Below are 16314 nucleotides of genomic sequence, written 5' to 3'. Positions count from 1 at the left end.
CCAGGTGAGTATGCATCTGCCATGAGAACACCCAAGATCCTTGCCTTTGCGGGAAGCACCCGCAGCGCCTCCTGCAACAAACAGCTCGTGCGACTCGCTGCTGATGAGGCGCGTGCGGCTGGCGCCGAGGTAACGCTGATAGATCTCCGGGATTATCCGCTGCCGTTGTATGATGGTGATCTGGAGGAGCAGCAGGGACTGCCTGAGAATGCCAAAAAGCTCAAGGCAATTTTCCGTGAGCATGACGCCCTGCTGATTTCCGCGCCGGAGTACAACAGCTCGATCACCGCAGTGCTGAAGAACACCATCGACTGGGTTTCACGCGCGGAAACAGATGATGAGCCTGCTCTGGTGGCCTATCGCGGCAAAACGGCGGCCTTGCTTAGCGCATCACCCGGAGCGTTGGGTGGTCTGCGGGGGCTCGTTCATGTGCGTGCGATTCTGGGCAACATCGGCGTCGTTGTGCTTCCAGACCAGGTGGCTCTGCCCAAGGCCTACGATGCTTTTGATGAGAAGGGCGGGCTCAAGGAAGAACGCATCGCCAAGCAGGTGACGCGGCTGGCACAAGGGCTGGTGGATTTCTTGAAGAAACATCTGGCCTGAGGCAGCCAGATGATGCTCAAAGAGGGAGGCTGGTCTTGTCGGTGCAGACGAGGAGGCTGAGCTGAATGATGTCGGAGCGCATGACCCTCATTGCTGCCTCCAGCAGCTGTTCGTCAGGAGGGCATCCTATGGTAATCAGCCTGCGAAAGGAGTTATCTTGTGGCGGCTTTTTTGGTGCCGGGCCCACGAGCGCGCTCGGACTTGATTGGCACAGGAGTGAGCCGGATGGTTTCCACCTGAACAACCAGAGGCCGGGGAAAGGTTTCGGCTGCCGGAGAGGATTCACTGCCATTGGCAGGCTGGCTTTCCCGCAGGGAGGCAATGCTGGCCTCAAGCCCGGCAAGTTCGCGCCGGGCATTTTCGATCTTGGAAGCAAGGTCCGCGTGCTGGGCGAGCTGTTCAGGATCTGGCGCCTTAGCAGCCTTGGGCGCAGCGATGTGCGAGCCTGCCTGGGCGCCGCTGGCTTGTACGTCCCGATAACGCTGTTCCACGGCGGCGAGGCGCTGCCTGGCATCGATCAGCTGCTGTTTTGTGCCGGCGAGCTCCTGGTTCTGCTGCTCGATTTCGGCACGCTGGGCCTTGGCCTCTTCAAGGCTTCGTCTGGCATCCGCGAGCATCTGGTCCAGATTGGCGAATTCACGGCTCTGCCTGCCCAGCTCGGCACGCTGCGCTTTGACCGCAGCTAGGTGCTGGGTATCCGTGGCAAGCTCCGCCCGACATGCGGCAAGGCTGCTTTCGCATGTGGCGAGTTCGTCATTGCGGGCGGCGAGTGCGGCATTTCGCAAAGACAGTTCTCTTTCATGAGCGGCGAGCTCCTGCTGAACACGCTGCAAGGAGCCTTCCGCTGCGGCGCCGTTTTGCTCCAGGGTGATGAGCAGAGATTCGAGATCCCTGACGGCGGCTTCATCGCGCTGATGTTTTGCCCTGAGCTCCGTACAGACCGCATTGAGCTCGGCATGCCGGGCCTCCTCTCCGGCGATACGTTTCTCGTGATCGATGATCTGCTGGCGAAGGGAATTGAGCAAGGCCTCGTCCTGCTCACACTCATTCCGCACCTGAGTGAGCCGCTCAGCAGCTTCTGATTTCTGCGCATCCAGGGCTTCAATTTCCTGCTTCGCTTCGGAGATGGAGGTATTGAGCCGCTGCACCTCGGTGGACTTTTCGTAGTGCTGGGCGTTGAGACGCTCGAGCGCGGCGGTTTTGTTTTCGTGCTGGCTGGAAAGGGCGCTGACGGCTTCCAGCCAGTCGTGGTGGGCTGTTTCCGCCTGTTTTAGTGCGTCCTTTGCTGGAGCGAGCTTTTCCTCCTCAGCGCGCAGAGACTCCACGCGTGCGAAGTGGAGAGCACGCTCCTTCTCCGCCCTCTGCTGCCAGTCACGCAGTTCTCTTTCTGCTGTGTCCACCTCGGACTTGAGTCGAGCTTTTTCGGCCTCCAGCTTGGCCACGGTTTCCGCGAGCACAAGGTCTGCGGGTGAAACCGCAGGAGGGGCGCTTGGTTCAGGGATCGTTGGTTCGGAGGCCTGGGGTTCAGGCACCAACGGTTCCTGGGTGGGAGGCTCAGGTGTCGGAGGTTCTGGAGCAGGAAGTTCGGGCGTCGAAGGCGCAGACGTCGAAAGCCCAGGCGTGGGTGGTTCGGGCGTGGGTGGCGGTGGAACTGGCGGTTCAGAGGGCTGCGCTGCTTGCGCAGAAGCAGGAATTTCAAATGGCAGCGGGGATGATGTGGCGGGGTGCTCAAGGTCGAGCGTGCCAACAAGAGGGCCGAAGGCGATCGTGTCTCCATGGAGCAGCGTGCAGCTGATCTGACTCTCCCCATTTACGAAGGTGCCGGCGGTCGATTTTAAATCAAAGACCTGCAGGCTGCCGTCGGCGTTTTGAACAATCTCAGCATGGTGTGCCGAGATGCGCTCATCATCGACTACGATGTCATTGCCTTCGTCACGTCCGATGGTGGTGTGTTCCTTGAGGGGAACCACCACTTCCTGGCCGTCTTCAAGCACGAAAGTTAGTTTTGCCATGGGGGTATAGCGCTGCAACTGGCGTAGCAAAGTCGATGATACGCGTGGAATCAAACGCGCATTTGAATCGCGCATCAAAATGGTGCAGGATTAATGCCTCACGCCGCAGTTTTTTTTGTCTCCCGGTCGATGGCAGGTTCGTAGCCTTCACTTCGGCAAGCGCGGAGTCGCCAGATCTACCTCCGTGACCCGGTTTCATGCGCCGTGCGCCCGTGCTCTCGTTCGGCAATGGGATGGGCCGAACTTGGCGAGCACAGATTCGAAGGCAAACAGGAGGTGAAGGGAATATGGTGCAGTATCTGCGCGGACTGGCGCTCCTTTTTGATTTTGAGAGCCGAATCAATCTTGCAAAGATTACGATGTCGCAATCCAGTCAAGGCATGCACACCGAAGCCGAAGCCCATCTTTCCAAACGCTGCCCTGTCATGCGCCGGCTGATCAAGGTGCACGGTCCGTGTCTTCTGGTGCCACAAAAGAGATCGCCGTATGAGGCGCTTGTCAGCGCGGTGGCGCACCAGCAGCTGCATGCGAATGCGGCAGAGGCGATCCTGAGACGGTTCAAGGCGCTGTTTCCGCAAGTGCGCTTTCCAAAGCCGGAGCAGGTGATGACGGCGAGTGATGAAGCGCTGCGTGCGTGCGGTTTTTCCACGGGAAAGATGCTGGCCATCCGTGACATCGCCGCCAAAACACTCAGCGGGCAGATTCCTGGGCGCGCCGCGGCGCTGAAGCTGAATGATGAAGAACTGATTGAACGACTCGTAGCGGTGCGCGGTGTTGGCCGCTGGACGGTGGAGATGCTGCTCATCTTCACTCTGGGCAGGCCGGATGTGTTTCCCAGCGATGACTATGGGGTGCGCAACGGCTGGCGCGTGGTGAAGAAAATGGCGGAGATGCCGAAACCGAAGGAATTTCGTGAGATGGCCGAACGCTGGCAGCCGCATCGCACCCTGGCGGCCTGGTATTTGTGGAGAGCTGCGGATGCCGCGAAGGCGTGAGGATCCGGCCATTGCAAGGGGAAACGCGTCGTTGCTAAGCAGGCCATCGGCGGCTAAGGGCTTGGGACATGTCATTCAAGCCCCTCGGTCTCGACCCAAACATCCTTACAGCCATTCAAGAAGCCGGTTACACGGAGCCCACACCCATTCAGGCGGCGGCGATTCCGGTCATCATTCAGGGTGGAGATGTCATTGGCATCGCGCAGACAGGCACGGGCAAAACGGCGGCCTTCACGCTGCCGATTTTGACGCGCCTCACTTCAAACCCGATCGCACAGGGGCAGCGCCGCCGCACGCGCGTGCTGGTGCTGGCGCCGACGCGCGAGCTGGTGGCGCAGATCGAGGAAAACGTGCTGGCGTATGCGCGGCATCTGCCGCTGAAGATTGCCAAGGTGTATGGTGGTGTGGGTGAGAAACCGCAGAAGGATGCGCTGCGTGCGGGCAGTGATATTGTCATCGCCTGCCCTGGGCGCCTGCTGGATCTGATGGGACAGCGCTGCGCGGATTTTTCGCAGCTTGAGTACCTGGTGTTGGATGAAGCGGACCGCATGCTGGACATGGGCTTCCTGCCGGACATCCGCCGGGTGATCAATCAACTGCCGAAGAAGCGGCAGACGCTGATGTTTTCCGCGACGCTGTCGAAGGAGATCGAAAGCCTGACCCACGAGTTTCAGCATTCGCCGAAGATCGTTCAGATCGGCAAGCGCTCGAATCCGGCGGAGTCGGTGACCCAGCTGGTGTATGAGGTGCACAAGCATCTGAAGCTGCCGCTTCTCTCACATCTGCTGAAGGATGACAAGATGCAGATGGTGCTGGTGTTCAGCCGTACGAAGCATGGGGCGGACAAGATCGCGCGCAAGCTGGAGCAGACGGGCGTGAAATGCGCGACACTGCATGCCAACCGCTCGCAAAATCAGCGCCTGCGCGCGCTGGATGATTTCAAGACGGGCACTGTGCGCGTGCTGGTGGCCACGGACATCGCCGCGCGCGGAATCGATGTGGACGGAATCTCGCACGTGGTGAATTTTGATTTTCCGCACATTGTGGAAGATTACGTGCACCGCATCGGTCGTACGGGCCGAGCGCAGGCCATCGGGGATGCGATCAGCTTTGTCTCGCCGGATGAGGCGGCGGATGTGCGCAAGCTGGAGAAGTTCATCAACCGCGGGCTGGTGCGCAAACGTGCGGAAGGCTTTGATTACAACGCAGCGCCGCAGGCGGTGAGCGATGAACGTCCCGAAAGGCGTGAGCAGCAGCGCCAGTTTCAGCAGCGCCGCCCGCAAGGGCAGGGAGGACCACGCCATGGCCAAGGTGGTGGCGGTGGCGGACGCCAGGGTGGTTATGGTGGCGGCCAGGGCGGAGGACGTTCGGGTGGCCAGGGTGGTGGTGGACGCCAAGGGGGCGAGCGGCGCTCGTCTTCATCCGGGACTGCATCGCGGCAGCCGGCTCAAATGCCACAGCAGGACACCTCGCCGACCGGCGCGCGGAGCCTGTGGAAGAGGCTCACTGGGCGGTAGTAGCTCATGAATGGTCGGGCTCTCGCCACAACCATTCCATGGCCGAAAGTCATTTCGTAAACCAGCCTTTCGCGAGGGGGCTGGTGGCGCAGAATTCGAGAAGTTGTTTGGCGACTTTTTCGCGGCCGGAATTGCTGGGGTGGGTGCCATCGGGGCCGAGGTCGTCCTTGAGGTATTTGAGGTCGTCGAGCTTGCGGCCTTTTTCCCCATCGGCCCAGAGATAAGGGCCCCAGACAAGGAGAGGGGATTTGCTGAGGGCCAGGGATTCGTCTCCGCTGGCCTGCTGCTGGATAAGGTGACGCACGGCGAAGGCGCCTTCGTATGCGTAGGGCTCGGGATTGAGTCCGGTGCTGGCATATCCGGCGTAAATGCGGCTGCCGAGATAGGCGATGCGGAGATTGGGGAAGCGCTCTTTGAGCAGGTGCAGGACATTGATGGTGTCGGCTTCCAGGATGGCCAGATGCTCGGTCTTCGAGCCGGAGGGGCCGGCATTGGCGAGTTTGATCCACGCAACCTGAACCTGCTGCGGGCTTATTTCGGCACGCTTCAGGCGGTTCATGGCCTCGGGCCAGGGTCGGCCCTCAGGCTGAGCCCATGCGGCCATGGTCTGGCCCCCCTGGGCGCAATCGACGATGGTGAGCTTGTCGGATTTGCGTGGGTCTTTGTCGGCGATGGTCTTGAAGAAGGAGAACTCCTGGGTGGCGTTTGACATGCTGATGGAAACGAAGGCGATCTTGCCGCTGTCGGAAGGCTTGCCCTCGGCGTCGAGAGGTTTGATCTGGGCCAGGGCGGTATCAGCAGACTTTTTCAGGGCTTCGGGGGGCTCGTTGCTGCCTTTGCCGTAGAGGCCGCCGTCTTCGCCTTCATACCTGTCCTCGGCAGTCATGTCGGTGAGGGGCTTGAGGCCCTCGGGGGCTTTCCGCTGATTGGCCTGGCCGCTGCCACGATTGCCACTACGGCTGCGGACCTCCTTGGCGTGGTCGAGATACTTCTGGTCGGCTTCGCTGAGCTTCTCGCCGTTTTGTTCGCGACGGTGAAGTGCCTGAGCTTTCTGCCAGTCGATTCCGTCCTGCCCCTGTGTCGAAGGTGCGCTGCCGCCCGATTTTGACTGCTGGGCCGCATGGGCGGCCTTGGCCCGTTCAAGGAAGGCTGACTCATCGGCTGTGAGAGTGCCGCCATTCTGGCGCTTCTCGAAAAGCTCGCGGGCTTTGGAGAAATCGACAGGTGTATCGGCGGACTGGCTTCGCAGAGCGACGGTGCCGAGAAGGGTGGCCAGGGCGAGGAGGATGGTTGTCTTCATGGTGAGCGTGGAACCCCGCGGCGGACACTTGGATTCATTTTGGATGAAATTTCGCGCCGGGGTGGAGAGATCAAAAGGGCATGTGGCGTGGGAATCATATGAAAAAGCTTTCATCGTGGGCGGTAGCGGCTGCGCTTGGAGAGTTGTGTTTTCGTCTTGTCATGCGCGGGGCAAACCTTCAGCCTGAGGAATTCAAATCATGTCCGATTCCAACAGCACCCGCCGCGTCGTTCTGGCCAGCTTTATTGGCACCACCATAGAGTGGTATGATTTCTTTTTGTACGTCACGGCTTCCGCCCTGGTGTTTGGCAAGCTGTTCTTCACCAGCATGGATCCGCTGGCGGCGACGATGGCGTCGTTTGCGACGAACGCGGTGGGGTTCTTTGCCCGGCCGCTGGGAGGCATCGTTTTCGGACACTTCGGTGACAAGCTTGGACGGAAATCAATGCTGGTGACGACCCTCATGATGATGGGGCTGGCGACGTTTGGGATTGGCCTGCTGCCGACGTATGAGCAGGCGGGCATCCTTGCTCCGATTTTGCTGGTGCTGCTTCGCTTTATTCAGGGGCTGGGCGTAGGCGGGGAGTGGGGAGGCGCGGTGCTGATGGCGGTGGAGCATGGCAAGGCTGGGCAGCGCGGATTTCTGGCGAGCTGGGTGCAGGCGGGGGTGCCAATCGGGCTGCTGATCGCTACAGGGGTGTTTCGCACGCTGTCGTCGATCATTCCTGAGGAGTCGTTTTTGGTGTGGGGGTGGCGCATTCCGTTTTTAATCGGCATTCTGCTGCTCGGGGTGGGCATGTTTATCCGGCTGCGGGTGCTGGAGAGTCCGGTCTTTACCGAGGCAAAGAAGAGCAGCAGCGCGAACGAGATGCCGATCTTTGAAGTGATCCGCAAGTATCCCGGGAACGTGCTGATCGCAATGGGGGCGCGGTTCGCGGAGAACGCCTTCTTTTATGTGATCACGGCATTTGTGCTGACGTATGCCACGCAGCAGGCGGGATTTACCAAGGATCAGGTGCTGCAGGCGGTGCTGATTGGGTCGGCGGTGCAGTTTTTTGTGATTCCGTTTTTTGGCTGGCTTTCGGACCGCATTGGGAGAAGGCCGGTTTACCTGGGCGGGACGGTGCTGGTGGCCTTGTTTGCGTATCCGTTTTTCTGGCTGATCGACCTGAAATCCATCCACATGCTGTGGCTTGCGGTGACGCTGGGGCTGATCATTCACAGCGCGATGTATGGGCCGCAGGCGGCGTTTTTCTCCGAGCTGTTCGGCACGCGGGTGAGATATAGCGGGGCGTCTCTGGGGTATCAGCTGGCCTCGCCGCTGGCTGGAGGGCTGGCACCGCTGATCGCGACGGCGCTGCTGGATCGAAGCGGTGGAAAACCGGGGCCGGTTTCGGTGTATCTGATTGTCATGGCGGTCATCACTTTGGTGGCGGTGTGGATGGCGGAGGAGACGAACAGGAAGGCGCTGTGAGGCTGAGGTCGTGTCCAATTTAGCCTAAAAACTGTCCACTCACAGAATGACGAACCAGTTGCAGAGCGGCGGGTTTCGTCTCCCTTGGCTGCCCTACCATGAACGACGCCTTCCCAGACATCCCCAAAATCCAGTACGAAGGACCCAAGAGCCGCAATCCGCTTTCCTTCAAGCATTACAACCCGGACGAAATCGTTGGCGGAAAGACGATGCGTTCGCAGATGCGCTTTGCCGTGGCCTACTGGCACGCGATGCGCAACTCGCTGTCCGATCCATTCGGCGGCGGCACGGCCCAGCGCCCCTGGGATGACGGCAGCAATTCCGTGGCGAATGCACAGCGCCGCGTGTGGGCCTGCTTTGAGTTCATGGACAAGCTGGGCGTGGACTACTACTGCTGGCATGACCGCGACGTGGCTCCTGAACTTGCCACACTGGCAGAGAGCAATGCGGCGTTTGACGCAGTGGCTGATGAGCTGGAAAAAGCTCAGAAGCAAACCGGCAAGAAGCTCCTCTGGGGCACGGCCTGCCTTTTCTCCCACTCTCGCTACTGCCAGGGTGCTGCCACGAGCCCGAACGCCGGCGTGTTTGCCTATGCGGCGGCACAGGTGAAGAAGGCCATGGATGTGACGCACCGCCTCGGCGGCGAAGGCTACACCTTCTGGGGTGGCCGTGAAGGCTACGCCACGCTGTGGAATACCGACATGAAGCGCGAGGTGAACCACCTGGCGCGCCTGCTGCACATGGCGGTGGATTACAAGAAGAAGATCGGCTTCAAGGGCCAGTTCTACATCGAGCCAAAGCCACGTGAGCCTTCCACGCATCAGTATGACTCCGATGCGGCGGCCTGCCTGAACTTCCTGCGCGAGCACAACCTGCTGGAGCACTTCAAGCTGAACCTGGAAACCAATCATGCCACGCTGGCCGGACACACCATGCGCCATGAGATGCAGGTGGCCGTGGCGGCGAATGCGCTGGGTTCCATCGATGCGAACACCGGTGACACGCTCATCGGCTGGGACACCGACCAGTTCCCGACCAACATCTATCTGACCACCGAGATCATGCTGGAAGTGCTGAAGATGGGTGGCCTCACCACGGGCGGCCTGAACTTTGACGCGAAGTGCCGCCGTGAATCCTTTGAGCCCGTGGATCTTTTCCACGCACACATCGGCGGCATGGACGCCTTTGCACGCGGCCTCAAAATTGCGCATGCGATGATCGAGGACGGCCGCATCGACGCCTTCATCAAGCAGCGCTACAGCACGTTTGACAGCGGCATCGGCGCGAAGATCGAGAAGGGCGAAGTGGGCTTTGCCGAACTGGAAGCGCACGTCCTCGCGAATGGCGAGCCTCTGCTGGGCAGCGGCCGTCAGGAGATGATGGAGAACCTGGTGAACGACTACCTGTAACAGGTATCCGTCGATTGATGCAATCTCGTGAGGCGGTCGGAAACGGCCGCCTCATTTTTTTATGATGCGTTGCGCTCGGAGCTGATTTGCAGCAACGGTCGGGATGGCCGGACGGGCGAGCAATGATGATGACTGGGCGCGGGCGCTCGAGGCGCTGCGCGGTGAGGCTTTTGCCGAGCATCTGCGTGGCTGCCGCTGGTTTGGCGGCAAGGCGCACACGCTGCGCGGAGTGGAGGTGGTGGATGTTCTTGTGTTGGGAGATGCGGGGCGGATGATCCTGCTGCGGGTGGATTATGTGGAAGTGGCGCCGGAGACATACCTGCTGCCGCTGCAAGTGGGGCCAGATGGCAAGATGTTTGATGCGCTGGAGGATGAGAATTTTCGCGCGATGCTTATGGAGATAATAGCGGGTGGGCAGCGCGTGATGTGCGGACGAGGAGAGTTGGTGGGAATTTGTGGTGCGGGGTTTACGGAGACGAAGCGGACGGTGGCTTCGCGTGTGCTGAAGGTGGAGCAGAGCAATTCGTCCGTGCTGTATGACGAGCTGTATTTTCTTAAGCTGTACCGCAGGCCTGAGCCGGGGGTGAACCCGGATGCGGAGCTGCTCCGGTATTTCAGCGAGGGGCACAAGTTTGAGCAGGTGCCGGGTTATTGTGGAGCCATTGAGTACCGCGCGAAAGGGGAAGAGCCGCGGGTGCTGGCGCTGCTGGTGAAGAATGTGGTGAGCGATGGAGATGCGTGGAAGAACACGCTAACTGCGCTTGGGCAGGAATGGACTGATGAAAGATTTGAACGGATGCGTCTGCTGGGCAGGCGCACCGCGGAGATGCATCTGGCACTGGCGGCGGAAACGACAGACCCAAACTTTGCACCCGAAAGATTTGATGTGATCCATCAGAACGCGATGCGCAGGTCGATGGGTGAGGCCATTCAGCGGATGATGCGGATGCTGGAGGGGAATCAGAATGTCTTGCCCGCGGAGTGTTATGATGAGGTGGACGGATTGTTACTGCGGGAGGCGGACATTTTGCGATATCAGGAGGCGTTGATGGCGCGGCCATTTTGTGCCGAGCTTATCCGCCACCATGGCGACTATCACCTGGGACAGGTGCTGGATATGCGAAATGACTTTTGCATCATCGACTTTGAGGGGGCACCTGGCAGGCCATTGAGCGAGCGGAGGGCCAAGCATACGCCGCTGCGGGATGTGGCGAGCATGCTGCGGTCGTTTGATTATGCCGCGCATGCAGTTGGTGCGCGGCAAGGTGATGAGTGGGTGGCGCGGGCCAGCCAAAGTTTTCTAGACGGCTATTTGAGCGCGGCCGAGGGAGCGCCGTTTTTGCCGGGGAATGAGGAGGAGATGGGGAGGTTGCTGGAGGTTTGTCTGCTGGAGAAGGCGGTGTATGAAGTGTGCTATGAACTAAACAACCGGCCCGACTGGGCGGTCATTCCGCTGCGTGGCATTCTGCGCATTTTGGGCCGGAGCAACGAATGACCGGATCACTTCTTGGGTGCCTCGTCCGTCTTCTCTCCTTCCTTTTTCTCTTCTTTCTCGGGCTTCGTCAGCTCGCGCATGGGATTCACGGGCTTCTCGTCTTTGTAGAGCTGGAATTTGCTTTTCACGGGACGGCGGGGCCAGTAGTTGTTTTCGATGTCGGTGTCCACAAGCTCCTGACGGGGGTCGAAGGTGACGGATTTCAGCTCTTTTTTGGTGAAGAGCATCTTGGCGGCCTTCTCGGTGTTGAAGCGCCAGATTTCGGCGGGGAGTTTCATTTCTTCGGTGCTGCCGTCGGTGTATTCGATCTTCAAGATCACGGGGGTGACGAGTCCGCCGACGTTGCTGAATTCGATGAGGTAGAAGTTGTGCTTGGTCTGCAGGAGGGCGGGATCGATCTTATCTTCTTTGAGCTCTTTGATGAGGGATTCGAATTTCTTCTTCTCGCTCGGCAGCACGGTGGCCTTGTCGTAGCTGTCGTAGAAGTCTTTGAGTTCGGGGTAGCGGTCGATGCGCTTGGAGAGGGAGTAGTTGCGCTCGCGGGTGGTGGTTTTTGGGAGGTCGTCTTCCTCCTTTTTCTTTTTGGGCTTTTCGACAGAGGGATCGCGGGAGTCGAGCTGCAGCCACTTCACTTCATCAATGGAAATATCGACGTGATCGGTGCTGTAGAACCAGCCGCGCCAGAACCAGTCGAGATCGACGCCGCTGGCCTCCTCCATGGTGCGGAAGAAATCGGATGGCGTGGGGCGCTTGAACATCCAACGCTTGGCGTAGGTTTTGAAGGCGTGGTCAAAGGCTTCGCGGCCGAGGATGTGTTCGCGCAGGATGTTGAGGGCCACGGTGGGCTGGCCGTAGGCATTGGGTCCGAGGTCGGCGATGGATTCAGAGTTGGTCATCACGGGGGCGCGATCTTTGAGGCGCATGTAGTCCGTCATGCCGCGCTCGTTGCGGCGGTGCTTCCAGTCGTTCTCCCATTCTTCTTCGGTGAGGAATTCGACGAACGAGTTCAGCCCCTCGTCCATCCAGGTCCACTGGCGTTCGTCGCTGTTCACGATCATGGGGAAGTAGTTGTGTCCGACTTCGTGGATGACGACGCCGATGAGGCCGTATTTGGTTCTCTCGGGATAGGTGCCGTCTTTCTCAGGACGTGGGCCGTTGAAGCAGATCATGGGGTACTCCATGCCGCCGATGGGGCCGTTGACGGACCACGCGACGGGGTAGGGATACTCGAAAGTGTAGCGCGAGTAGGTCTGAATGGTGTGGGCGATGGCGTGGGTGGAGTACTTGTCCCACAGCGGCATCCCTTCCTTGGGGTAAAGGGACATGGCCATAACGGGCTTGCCCTTCACACTGGCTCCCTCGACGGCCATGGCGTCCCAGACAAATTTGCGCGAGGAGGCGAAGGCGAAATCGCGGACGTTGTCGGCCTGGAAGATCCAAGTCTTTTTTCCCGCGGGTTTGCTCTTTTCGGCGACCTTTGCCTCCTCGGGAGTGACGATGAAGAGAGGCTTCTTTTTCTCGCCTTCGGCTTGCTTGAGGCGATCACGCTGAGTTTGGGTCAAAACCTTGTCAGGATTCTGCAACGTGCCGGTGGCGGCCACGATGTGATCGTCCGGCACGGTAAGGCGCACGTTATAGTTGCCAAACTCCAGGGTGAACTCCCCGGTGCCCAGGAACTGCTTGTTGATCCAACCGGCGTAGTCGGTGTAGGCGGCCATGCGGGGGAACCACTGAGCGATAGTGTAGATGGTGTTGCCGTCCTCCTTGAAGAACTCGTAGCCGGTGCGTGCATTGATGCGCTCGCAGTCGTTGATAGGATAGCTCCAGGCGATTTTGAAGACGTAGTCGGCACCAGGGGCCAGAGGTTCGTTCAGGTCGAGGCGCAGCATGGTTTTCACGACGGCATGCGGCAGGTCCTTTCCCTTGGCATCGGTGAGTTTGGTGATCTTCATCTCGCCATCGTAGGATTCGTAGGCCAGCAGACGGTCGAGAGCAGAATAAGTGATCTTGCCTGGGTCAATGCCGCGCTTGGTGTTTGGCACGGAGCGGGAGTCGGCATTGTGGGAGAAATAATTCTGATCCAGCTGCACCCAGAGGTAGGTGAGGGGATCCGGGGAAAGATTATGGTACGTCACCGTGGCCTCGGCTGTGATGGAGCGCTTCACATCATCGAGTTCCACGTTGATGTCGTAGTCGGCGCGGTTTTGCCAGTAGGCGGTGCCGGGGGCGCCGGAAGCGTTGCGCTGCGCAGAGGGCGTCGGAATCGTCTGGTCAAGCTGCTGAAATTTGCCGACGGGTGCGCCGGACTCGGCGGCGGCGAGGGAGAGGGCGGCGAAAAGGAGGGGGGTGAGCAGCTTCATGGCGGGCGATTGTCCAAATACGGGAGCCAAAGGCAAGTTCATCCTGCTCACCTGATCTGGGGAGGTGCCGGCTGTTTCTTCCTCTTGCCTTCGTTTCCGGGTTCTGGTTGCATCACGCCATGAATCCGCCTGCCGACTCCCTTTCCCGCCGTGATGCCCTCAAAGCCACGATCGCCTCCGTTGGACTCAGCGCCCTGGCTTTTGAGCCCGCCCGTTCGGCACCTCTTGCAGCGCCGGATGCGCGGCGAGGGGCGGTGAAAAAGTACCGCATGCTGAAGTCGATCAATCTGTGGGCTTTTCCATACCCGGAGCGGATGACCCTGCGGGAGTGCATGCAACTGGCGAAGGATGCGGGGTTTGACGGGATCGAGCTGAACTACGACCTGGACAATGATCTCTCGCCGAAGCACGGCACGGCGGATTATGTGAAGATCCGAAAGATGGCGGATGAAATCGGCATTCAGATCAGCGGGCTGTGTTCATTCCTCTTCTGGCCGTATCCGCTGACTAGCAATGATGCTGCCAAACGTGCGCAAGGAATGGAGCTGGCTGGAAAAATCGCGCAATGCGCGCATGATCTGGGCGTGGAGAATGTTCTGGTGGTGCCGGGGGCGGTGCACATACCGTGGCGCACGGACCATGAACCAGTGGCGAATGATGTTTGCGATCAGCGAGCCCGAGAAGCCGTGGGACAACTGGCTAAACAGGCGGAAAAGCTGAAAGTCTGCCTGAACATCGAGAACATCTTTTTCAACGGCTACCTCATGACGCCGATGGAGATGAACGCGTTTGTGGACAGCTTTGGCAGCGAGCATGTGCGGGTGCACTTCGACACGGGAAACATCAGCATGTTCCAGTTTCCTGAGCACTGGGCCAAGGTGCTGGGCAAGCGCACGAAGAATGTGCATCTGAAGGAGTTTACGAAGAAGGGGACGGATTTCAGCCTGGAAACCTTCCGCCCGCTGCTGGATGGCACGACGAACTGGCCGGCGGTGACGGATGCGCTGGCGGACACGGGTTACGACGGGTTCCTGACCTTTGAATATTTTCATCCTTATGCGCACTATCCGGAGGCGCTGATTTATCAGACGTCGGATTCGCTGGACCGCATTCTGGGGCGCAAATCATGAGCTGGGAGACGATCACGCTGCTTTTTTTAGCGGGGCTGAGCGCGGGCTTCATTGATGCCGTCGCAGGCGGTGGCGGCCTCATCTCAGTGCCCGCTCTGCTATGGGCAGGACTGCTGCCGCAGATGGCTCTGGGAACGAACAAGATGCAGGCGGTGTGGGGCACGCTGATGGCGGTGCGGAAGTATGCAAAGGCGGGATACGTCTCGTGGCCGCAGGTGAAGCTCACGGTGCTCATCACCTTTGTCTTTGCCTGTCTTGGCACATGGACGGTGACGCATGTGAGCAATGAGGTGCTGAAGAAGATCGTGCCGTGGATGCTGCTGGGGATTGCGGTGTATGTGCTGCTGAGTCCGGGGCTGGGAAAGACTGCGGCGAAGGCGCGGATCAGGCTCGGAGCCTTTGCCTGTCTGGCAGGCAGTGTGCTGGGATTTTATGACGGATTTTTCGGTCCGGGCACAGGCACGTTTTGGACGCTGGCCTGCATCTCGCTGCTGGGGCTGGAACTGACGCGCGCCACGGCCTTCACCAAGGTGGTGAACCTGACGAGCAATGCGGCTTCGCTGATCGTTTTTGTGCTCAGCGCGAGAGTGAATTATGAGATCGCCGCGGCGATGATCGCCGGACAGCTCATTGGGGGAAGGCTTGGGGCGGGAATGGCGATCCGGCATGGAGCGCCGTTTATCCGGGTGATTTTCATCACGGTGGTGCTGGCGATGGTGGCGAAGCTGCTGTGGGATCAGTTTGGATGGGGGATAAACAAGTTCCCTGAATCCATCTGAAAATGCAGGGCGTATTTGCCTGACACTCTCCCATGCCTATGATCGCCGCTCCCATGACCACTGTCCAAACCACTGCCCAAGGGCGTCAGTTTCCTAAATTCGATCTCTCACGCCTGCTCGGTACCGTTTTCAAGCCCACGTTTGGGCGGAAGATTTGCATCCTCATTGATCTGCCGGATCTGGCAGAGGCGAAGGATTATGCCTTTCTGAAGAACCCAGCGCGTGCCATCCAGCAGAAGGCGTATGAGGCCTTCTATCAGGGGCTGAAAAACGGAGTGGCCGAGGAACTGGCGCTGCAGGGCGGCGAAATGTATGCCTACAAGCAGACCACGGGCAGCAATCTGGACCTTCCGGATCTTTGCGTGGACATGAGCGGCAAGGAGCTGAGCCTTGAAAAGGACATTTATCCAAACCACGACATCATCCTTTGCATCTCCACCTTCTCAGCCACGGCGCCGCTGACGGCGTTTGCGAAGCAGTATGGATTCCGCGGCGCAACGCTGCATGGAGTGAATGATGTCATCCTCAATTCCGGTCTCGCGGTGGACTACAATGATGTGAGCCGCGATGCTGAAAAGCTGCGCAAGGCGATGACACGTGCAGATGCGGTGGAGATCGATTTTACGGTGGAGAATGGACCGGACATGACGGTGCGCCTGGAGTTGAGCCAGCAGGAGGCGCAGAAGAGCCATGGCCTTTGCCAGGGCGACACACCCGACATTGCGAATCTCCCTGCGGGCGAGGTTTACTTCGTGCCGACGGGGGCGGAGGGAACTTTCCCGCTGAAGTACGAAGACGGCACTCTGGGAAAGCTCACGGTCACGAAGGGCTGCATCATCAAGGCGGAACTCATTGCCGGAAATCAGAGTACGATTGACGAGCACAACGCCAAGCTGGCGGATGATCCAATGACAGGCGTGCTGGGTGAGCTGGGTTTTGGCACGCAGGTGCTGCCGGTTTCAGGCGCGGACATCCAGGATGAAAAGGTGCTGGGCACCTGCCATCTGGCCACGGGGCGTGACGATCATCTGGGGGGGCACATCACGCCCGCGCAGTTCAAACGGCACCAAAACGCGACGCATGACGACATCCTCTTCGCGCCGCACAAGACGCCGAATTTTGACATCAAGCAGACGCGCATGTTCCGCGATGGCAAGGTCACGGTCTTGAACGAGCACTTCCAGCCGTCGAAGTATTTGCTGGAGGCGCTGGCGGCGGACTAAGAAACTGAGGCCGGAGT

Annotated in this window: 12 protein-coding genes; 9 read left to right on the top strand and 3 right to left on the bottom strand. The window is 59.5% G+C overall.

Features of this window, described 5'->3' with window-relative positions; genetic code table 11:
* Positions 1 to 21: 21 nt before the first annotated feature.
* Complete coding sequence (locus ACILSR_RS11500) at positions 22 to 603, top strand: NADPH-dependent FMN reductase (RefSeq protein WP_395749913.1); 582 nt, start codon at positions 22 to 24, stop codon at positions 601 to 603.
* Positions 604 to 755: 152 nt separating this feature from the next.
* Here the strand turns inward: ACILSR_RS11500 and ACILSR_RS11495 are convergent, their stop codons facing one another.
* On the bottom strand, positions 756 to 2615 hold the full coding sequence (locus ACILSR_RS11495; protein ID WP_395749912.1) for an FHA domain-containing protein: 1860 nt from the start codon (positions 2613 to 2615) through the stop codon (positions 756 to 758).
* A 353-nt stretch (positions 2616 to 2968) separates the two neighbouring features.
* Here ACILSR_RS11495 and ACILSR_RS11490 point away from each other — a divergent pair, with 353 nt between their 5' ends.
* Positions 2969 to 3610, top strand: coding sequence for a DNA-3-methyladenine glycosylase family protein (locus ACILSR_RS11490; protein ID WP_395749971.1), 642 nt, complete (start codon positions 2969 to 2971; stop codon positions 3608 to 3610).
* A gap of 68 nt (positions 3611 to 3678) precedes the next feature.
* Entirely contained in the window at positions 3679 to 5127 is a 1449-nt protein-coding gene (locus ACILSR_RS11485) for a DEAD/DEAH box helicase (RefSeq protein WP_395749911.1), read from the top strand.
* Between the two features lie 49 nt (positions 5128 to 5176).
* Here ACILSR_RS11485 and ACILSR_RS11480 read toward each other — a convergent pair whose 3' ends face one another.
* Positions 5177 to 6427, bottom strand: a complete 1251-nt coding sequence (locus ACILSR_RS11480) for a hypothetical protein (protein ID WP_395749910.1) — start codon at positions 6425 to 6427, stop codon at positions 5177 to 5179.
* 199 nt (positions 6428 to 6626) lie between these two features.
* On the opposite strand from ACILSR_RS11480, the gene ACILSR_RS11475 reads away from it, so the two are divergent.
* The 3 genes from ACILSR_RS11475 (at position 6627) to ACILSR_RS11465 (ending at position 10805) form a co-directional block, all read left to right on the top strand.
* The gene (locus tag ACILSR_RS11475; RefSeq protein ID WP_395749909.1) at positions 6627 to 7901 is read left to right on the top strand and encodes an MFS transporter; all 1275 of its coding nucleotides are present in this window, start codon (positions 6627 to 6629) and stop codon (positions 7899 to 7901) included.
* Between the two features lie 98 nt (positions 7902 to 7999).
* On the top strand, positions 8000 to 9310 hold the full coding sequence (gene xylA / locus ACILSR_RS11470) for a xylose isomerase (protein ID WP_395749908.1): 1311 nt from the start codon (positions 8000 to 8002) through the stop codon (positions 9308 to 9310).
* A 103-nt stretch (positions 9311 to 9413) separates the two neighbouring features.
* The gene (locus ACILSR_RS11465) at positions 9414 to 10805 is read left to right on the top strand and encodes a maltokinase N-terminal cap-like domain-containing protein (RefSeq protein ID WP_395749907.1); all 1392 of its coding nucleotides are present in this window, start codon (positions 9414 to 9416) and stop codon (positions 10803 to 10805) included.
* Between the two features lie 5 nt (positions 10806 to 10810).
* Here ACILSR_RS11465 and ACILSR_RS11460 read toward each other — a convergent pair whose 3' ends face one another.
* Positions 10811 to 13165, bottom strand: a complete 2355-nt coding sequence (locus ACILSR_RS11460) for a M1 family metallopeptidase (RefSeq protein WP_395749906.1) — start codon at positions 13163 to 13165, stop codon at positions 10811 to 10813.
* A gap of 119 nt (positions 13166 to 13284) precedes the next feature.
* Here ACILSR_RS11460 and ACILSR_RS11455 point away from each other — a divergent pair, with 119 nt between their 5' ends.
* Genes ACILSR_RS11455 through ACILSR_RS11445 form a run of 3 tightly spaced genes read left to right on the top strand, consistent with a single transcriptional unit; the run spans position 13285 to position 16297 of the window.
* The gene (locus ACILSR_RS11455) at positions 13285 to 14295 is read left to right on the top strand and encodes a sugar phosphate isomerase/epimerase family protein (protein ID WP_395749905.1); all 1011 of its coding nucleotides are present in this window, start codon (positions 13285 to 13287) and stop codon (positions 14293 to 14295) included.
* Positions 14292 to 15074, top strand: coding sequence for a TSUP family transporter (locus ACILSR_RS11450; protein ID WP_395749904.1), 783 nt, complete (start codon positions 14292 to 14294; stop codon positions 15072 to 15074). The genes ACILSR_RS11455 and ACILSR_RS11450 overlap by 4 nt, the downstream gene beginning before the upstream one ends.
* 53 nt (positions 15075 to 15127) lie before the next feature.
* Positions 15128 to 16297: a hypothetical protein gene (locus ACILSR_RS11445; protein ID WP_395749903.1), complete on the top strand. Its 1170-nt coding sequence runs from the start codon at positions 15128 to 15130 to the stop codon at positions 16295 to 16297.
* Positions 16298 to 16314 lie beyond the last annotated feature (17 nt).

This window comes from Prosthecobacter sp., from assembly GCF_044222565.1.
Classification (GTDB): domain Bacteria; phylum Verrucomicrobiota; class Verrucomicrobiia; order Verrucomicrobiales; family Verrucomicrobiaceae; genus Prosthecobacter.
Note: the sequence above shows the minus strand (reverse complement) of the source record. Positions and strands in the feature narration are given on the sequence as shown.

Excerpts from the sequence above, each read along its gene's own strand:
- ACILSR_RS11495 (WP_395749912.1), bottom strand. The coding sequence starts at position 2,615 with ATGGCAAAACTAACTTTCGTGCTTGAAGACGGCCAGGAAGTGGTGGTT.
- ACILSR_RS11445 (WP_395749903.1), top strand. The coding sequence starts at position 15,128 with ATGACCACTGTCCAAACCACTGCCCAAGGGCGTCAGTTTCCTAAATTC.
- ACILSR_RS11485 (WP_395749911.1), top strand. The coding sequence starts at position 3,679 with ATGTCATTCAAGCCCCTCGGTCTCGACCCAAACATCCTTACAGCCATT.
- ACILSR_RS11450 (WP_395749904.1), top strand. The coding sequence starts at position 14,292 with ATGAGCTGGGAGACGATCACGCTGCTTTTTTTAGCGGGGCTGAGCGCG.
- ACILSR_RS11455 (WP_395749905.1), top strand. The coding sequence starts at position 13,285 with ATGAATCCGCCTGCCGACTCCCTTTCCCGCCGTGATGCCCTCAAAGCC.
- xylA (WP_395749908.1), top strand. The coding sequence starts at position 8,000 with ATGAACGACGCCTTCCCAGACATCCCCAAAATCCAGTACGAAGGACCC.
- ACILSR_RS11500 (WP_395749913.1), top strand. The coding sequence starts at position 22 with ATGAGAACACCCAAGATCCTTGCCTTTGCGGGAAGCACCCGCAGCGCC.
- ACILSR_RS11475 (WP_395749909.1), top strand. The coding sequence starts at position 6,627 with ATGTCCGATTCCAACAGCACCCGCCGCGTCGTTCTGGCCAGCTTTATT.
- ACILSR_RS11465 (WP_395749907.1), top strand. The coding sequence starts at position 9,414 with ATGGCCGGACGGGCGAGCAATGATGATGACTGGGCGCGGGCGCTCGAG.
- ACILSR_RS11480 (WP_395749910.1), bottom strand. The coding sequence starts at position 6,427 with ATGAAGACAACCATCCTCCTCGCCCTGGCCACCCTTCTCGGCACCGTC.
- ACILSR_RS11460 (WP_395749906.1), bottom strand. The coding sequence starts at position 13,165 with ATGAAGCTGCTCACCCCCCTCCTTTTCGCCGCCCTCTCCCTCGCCGCC.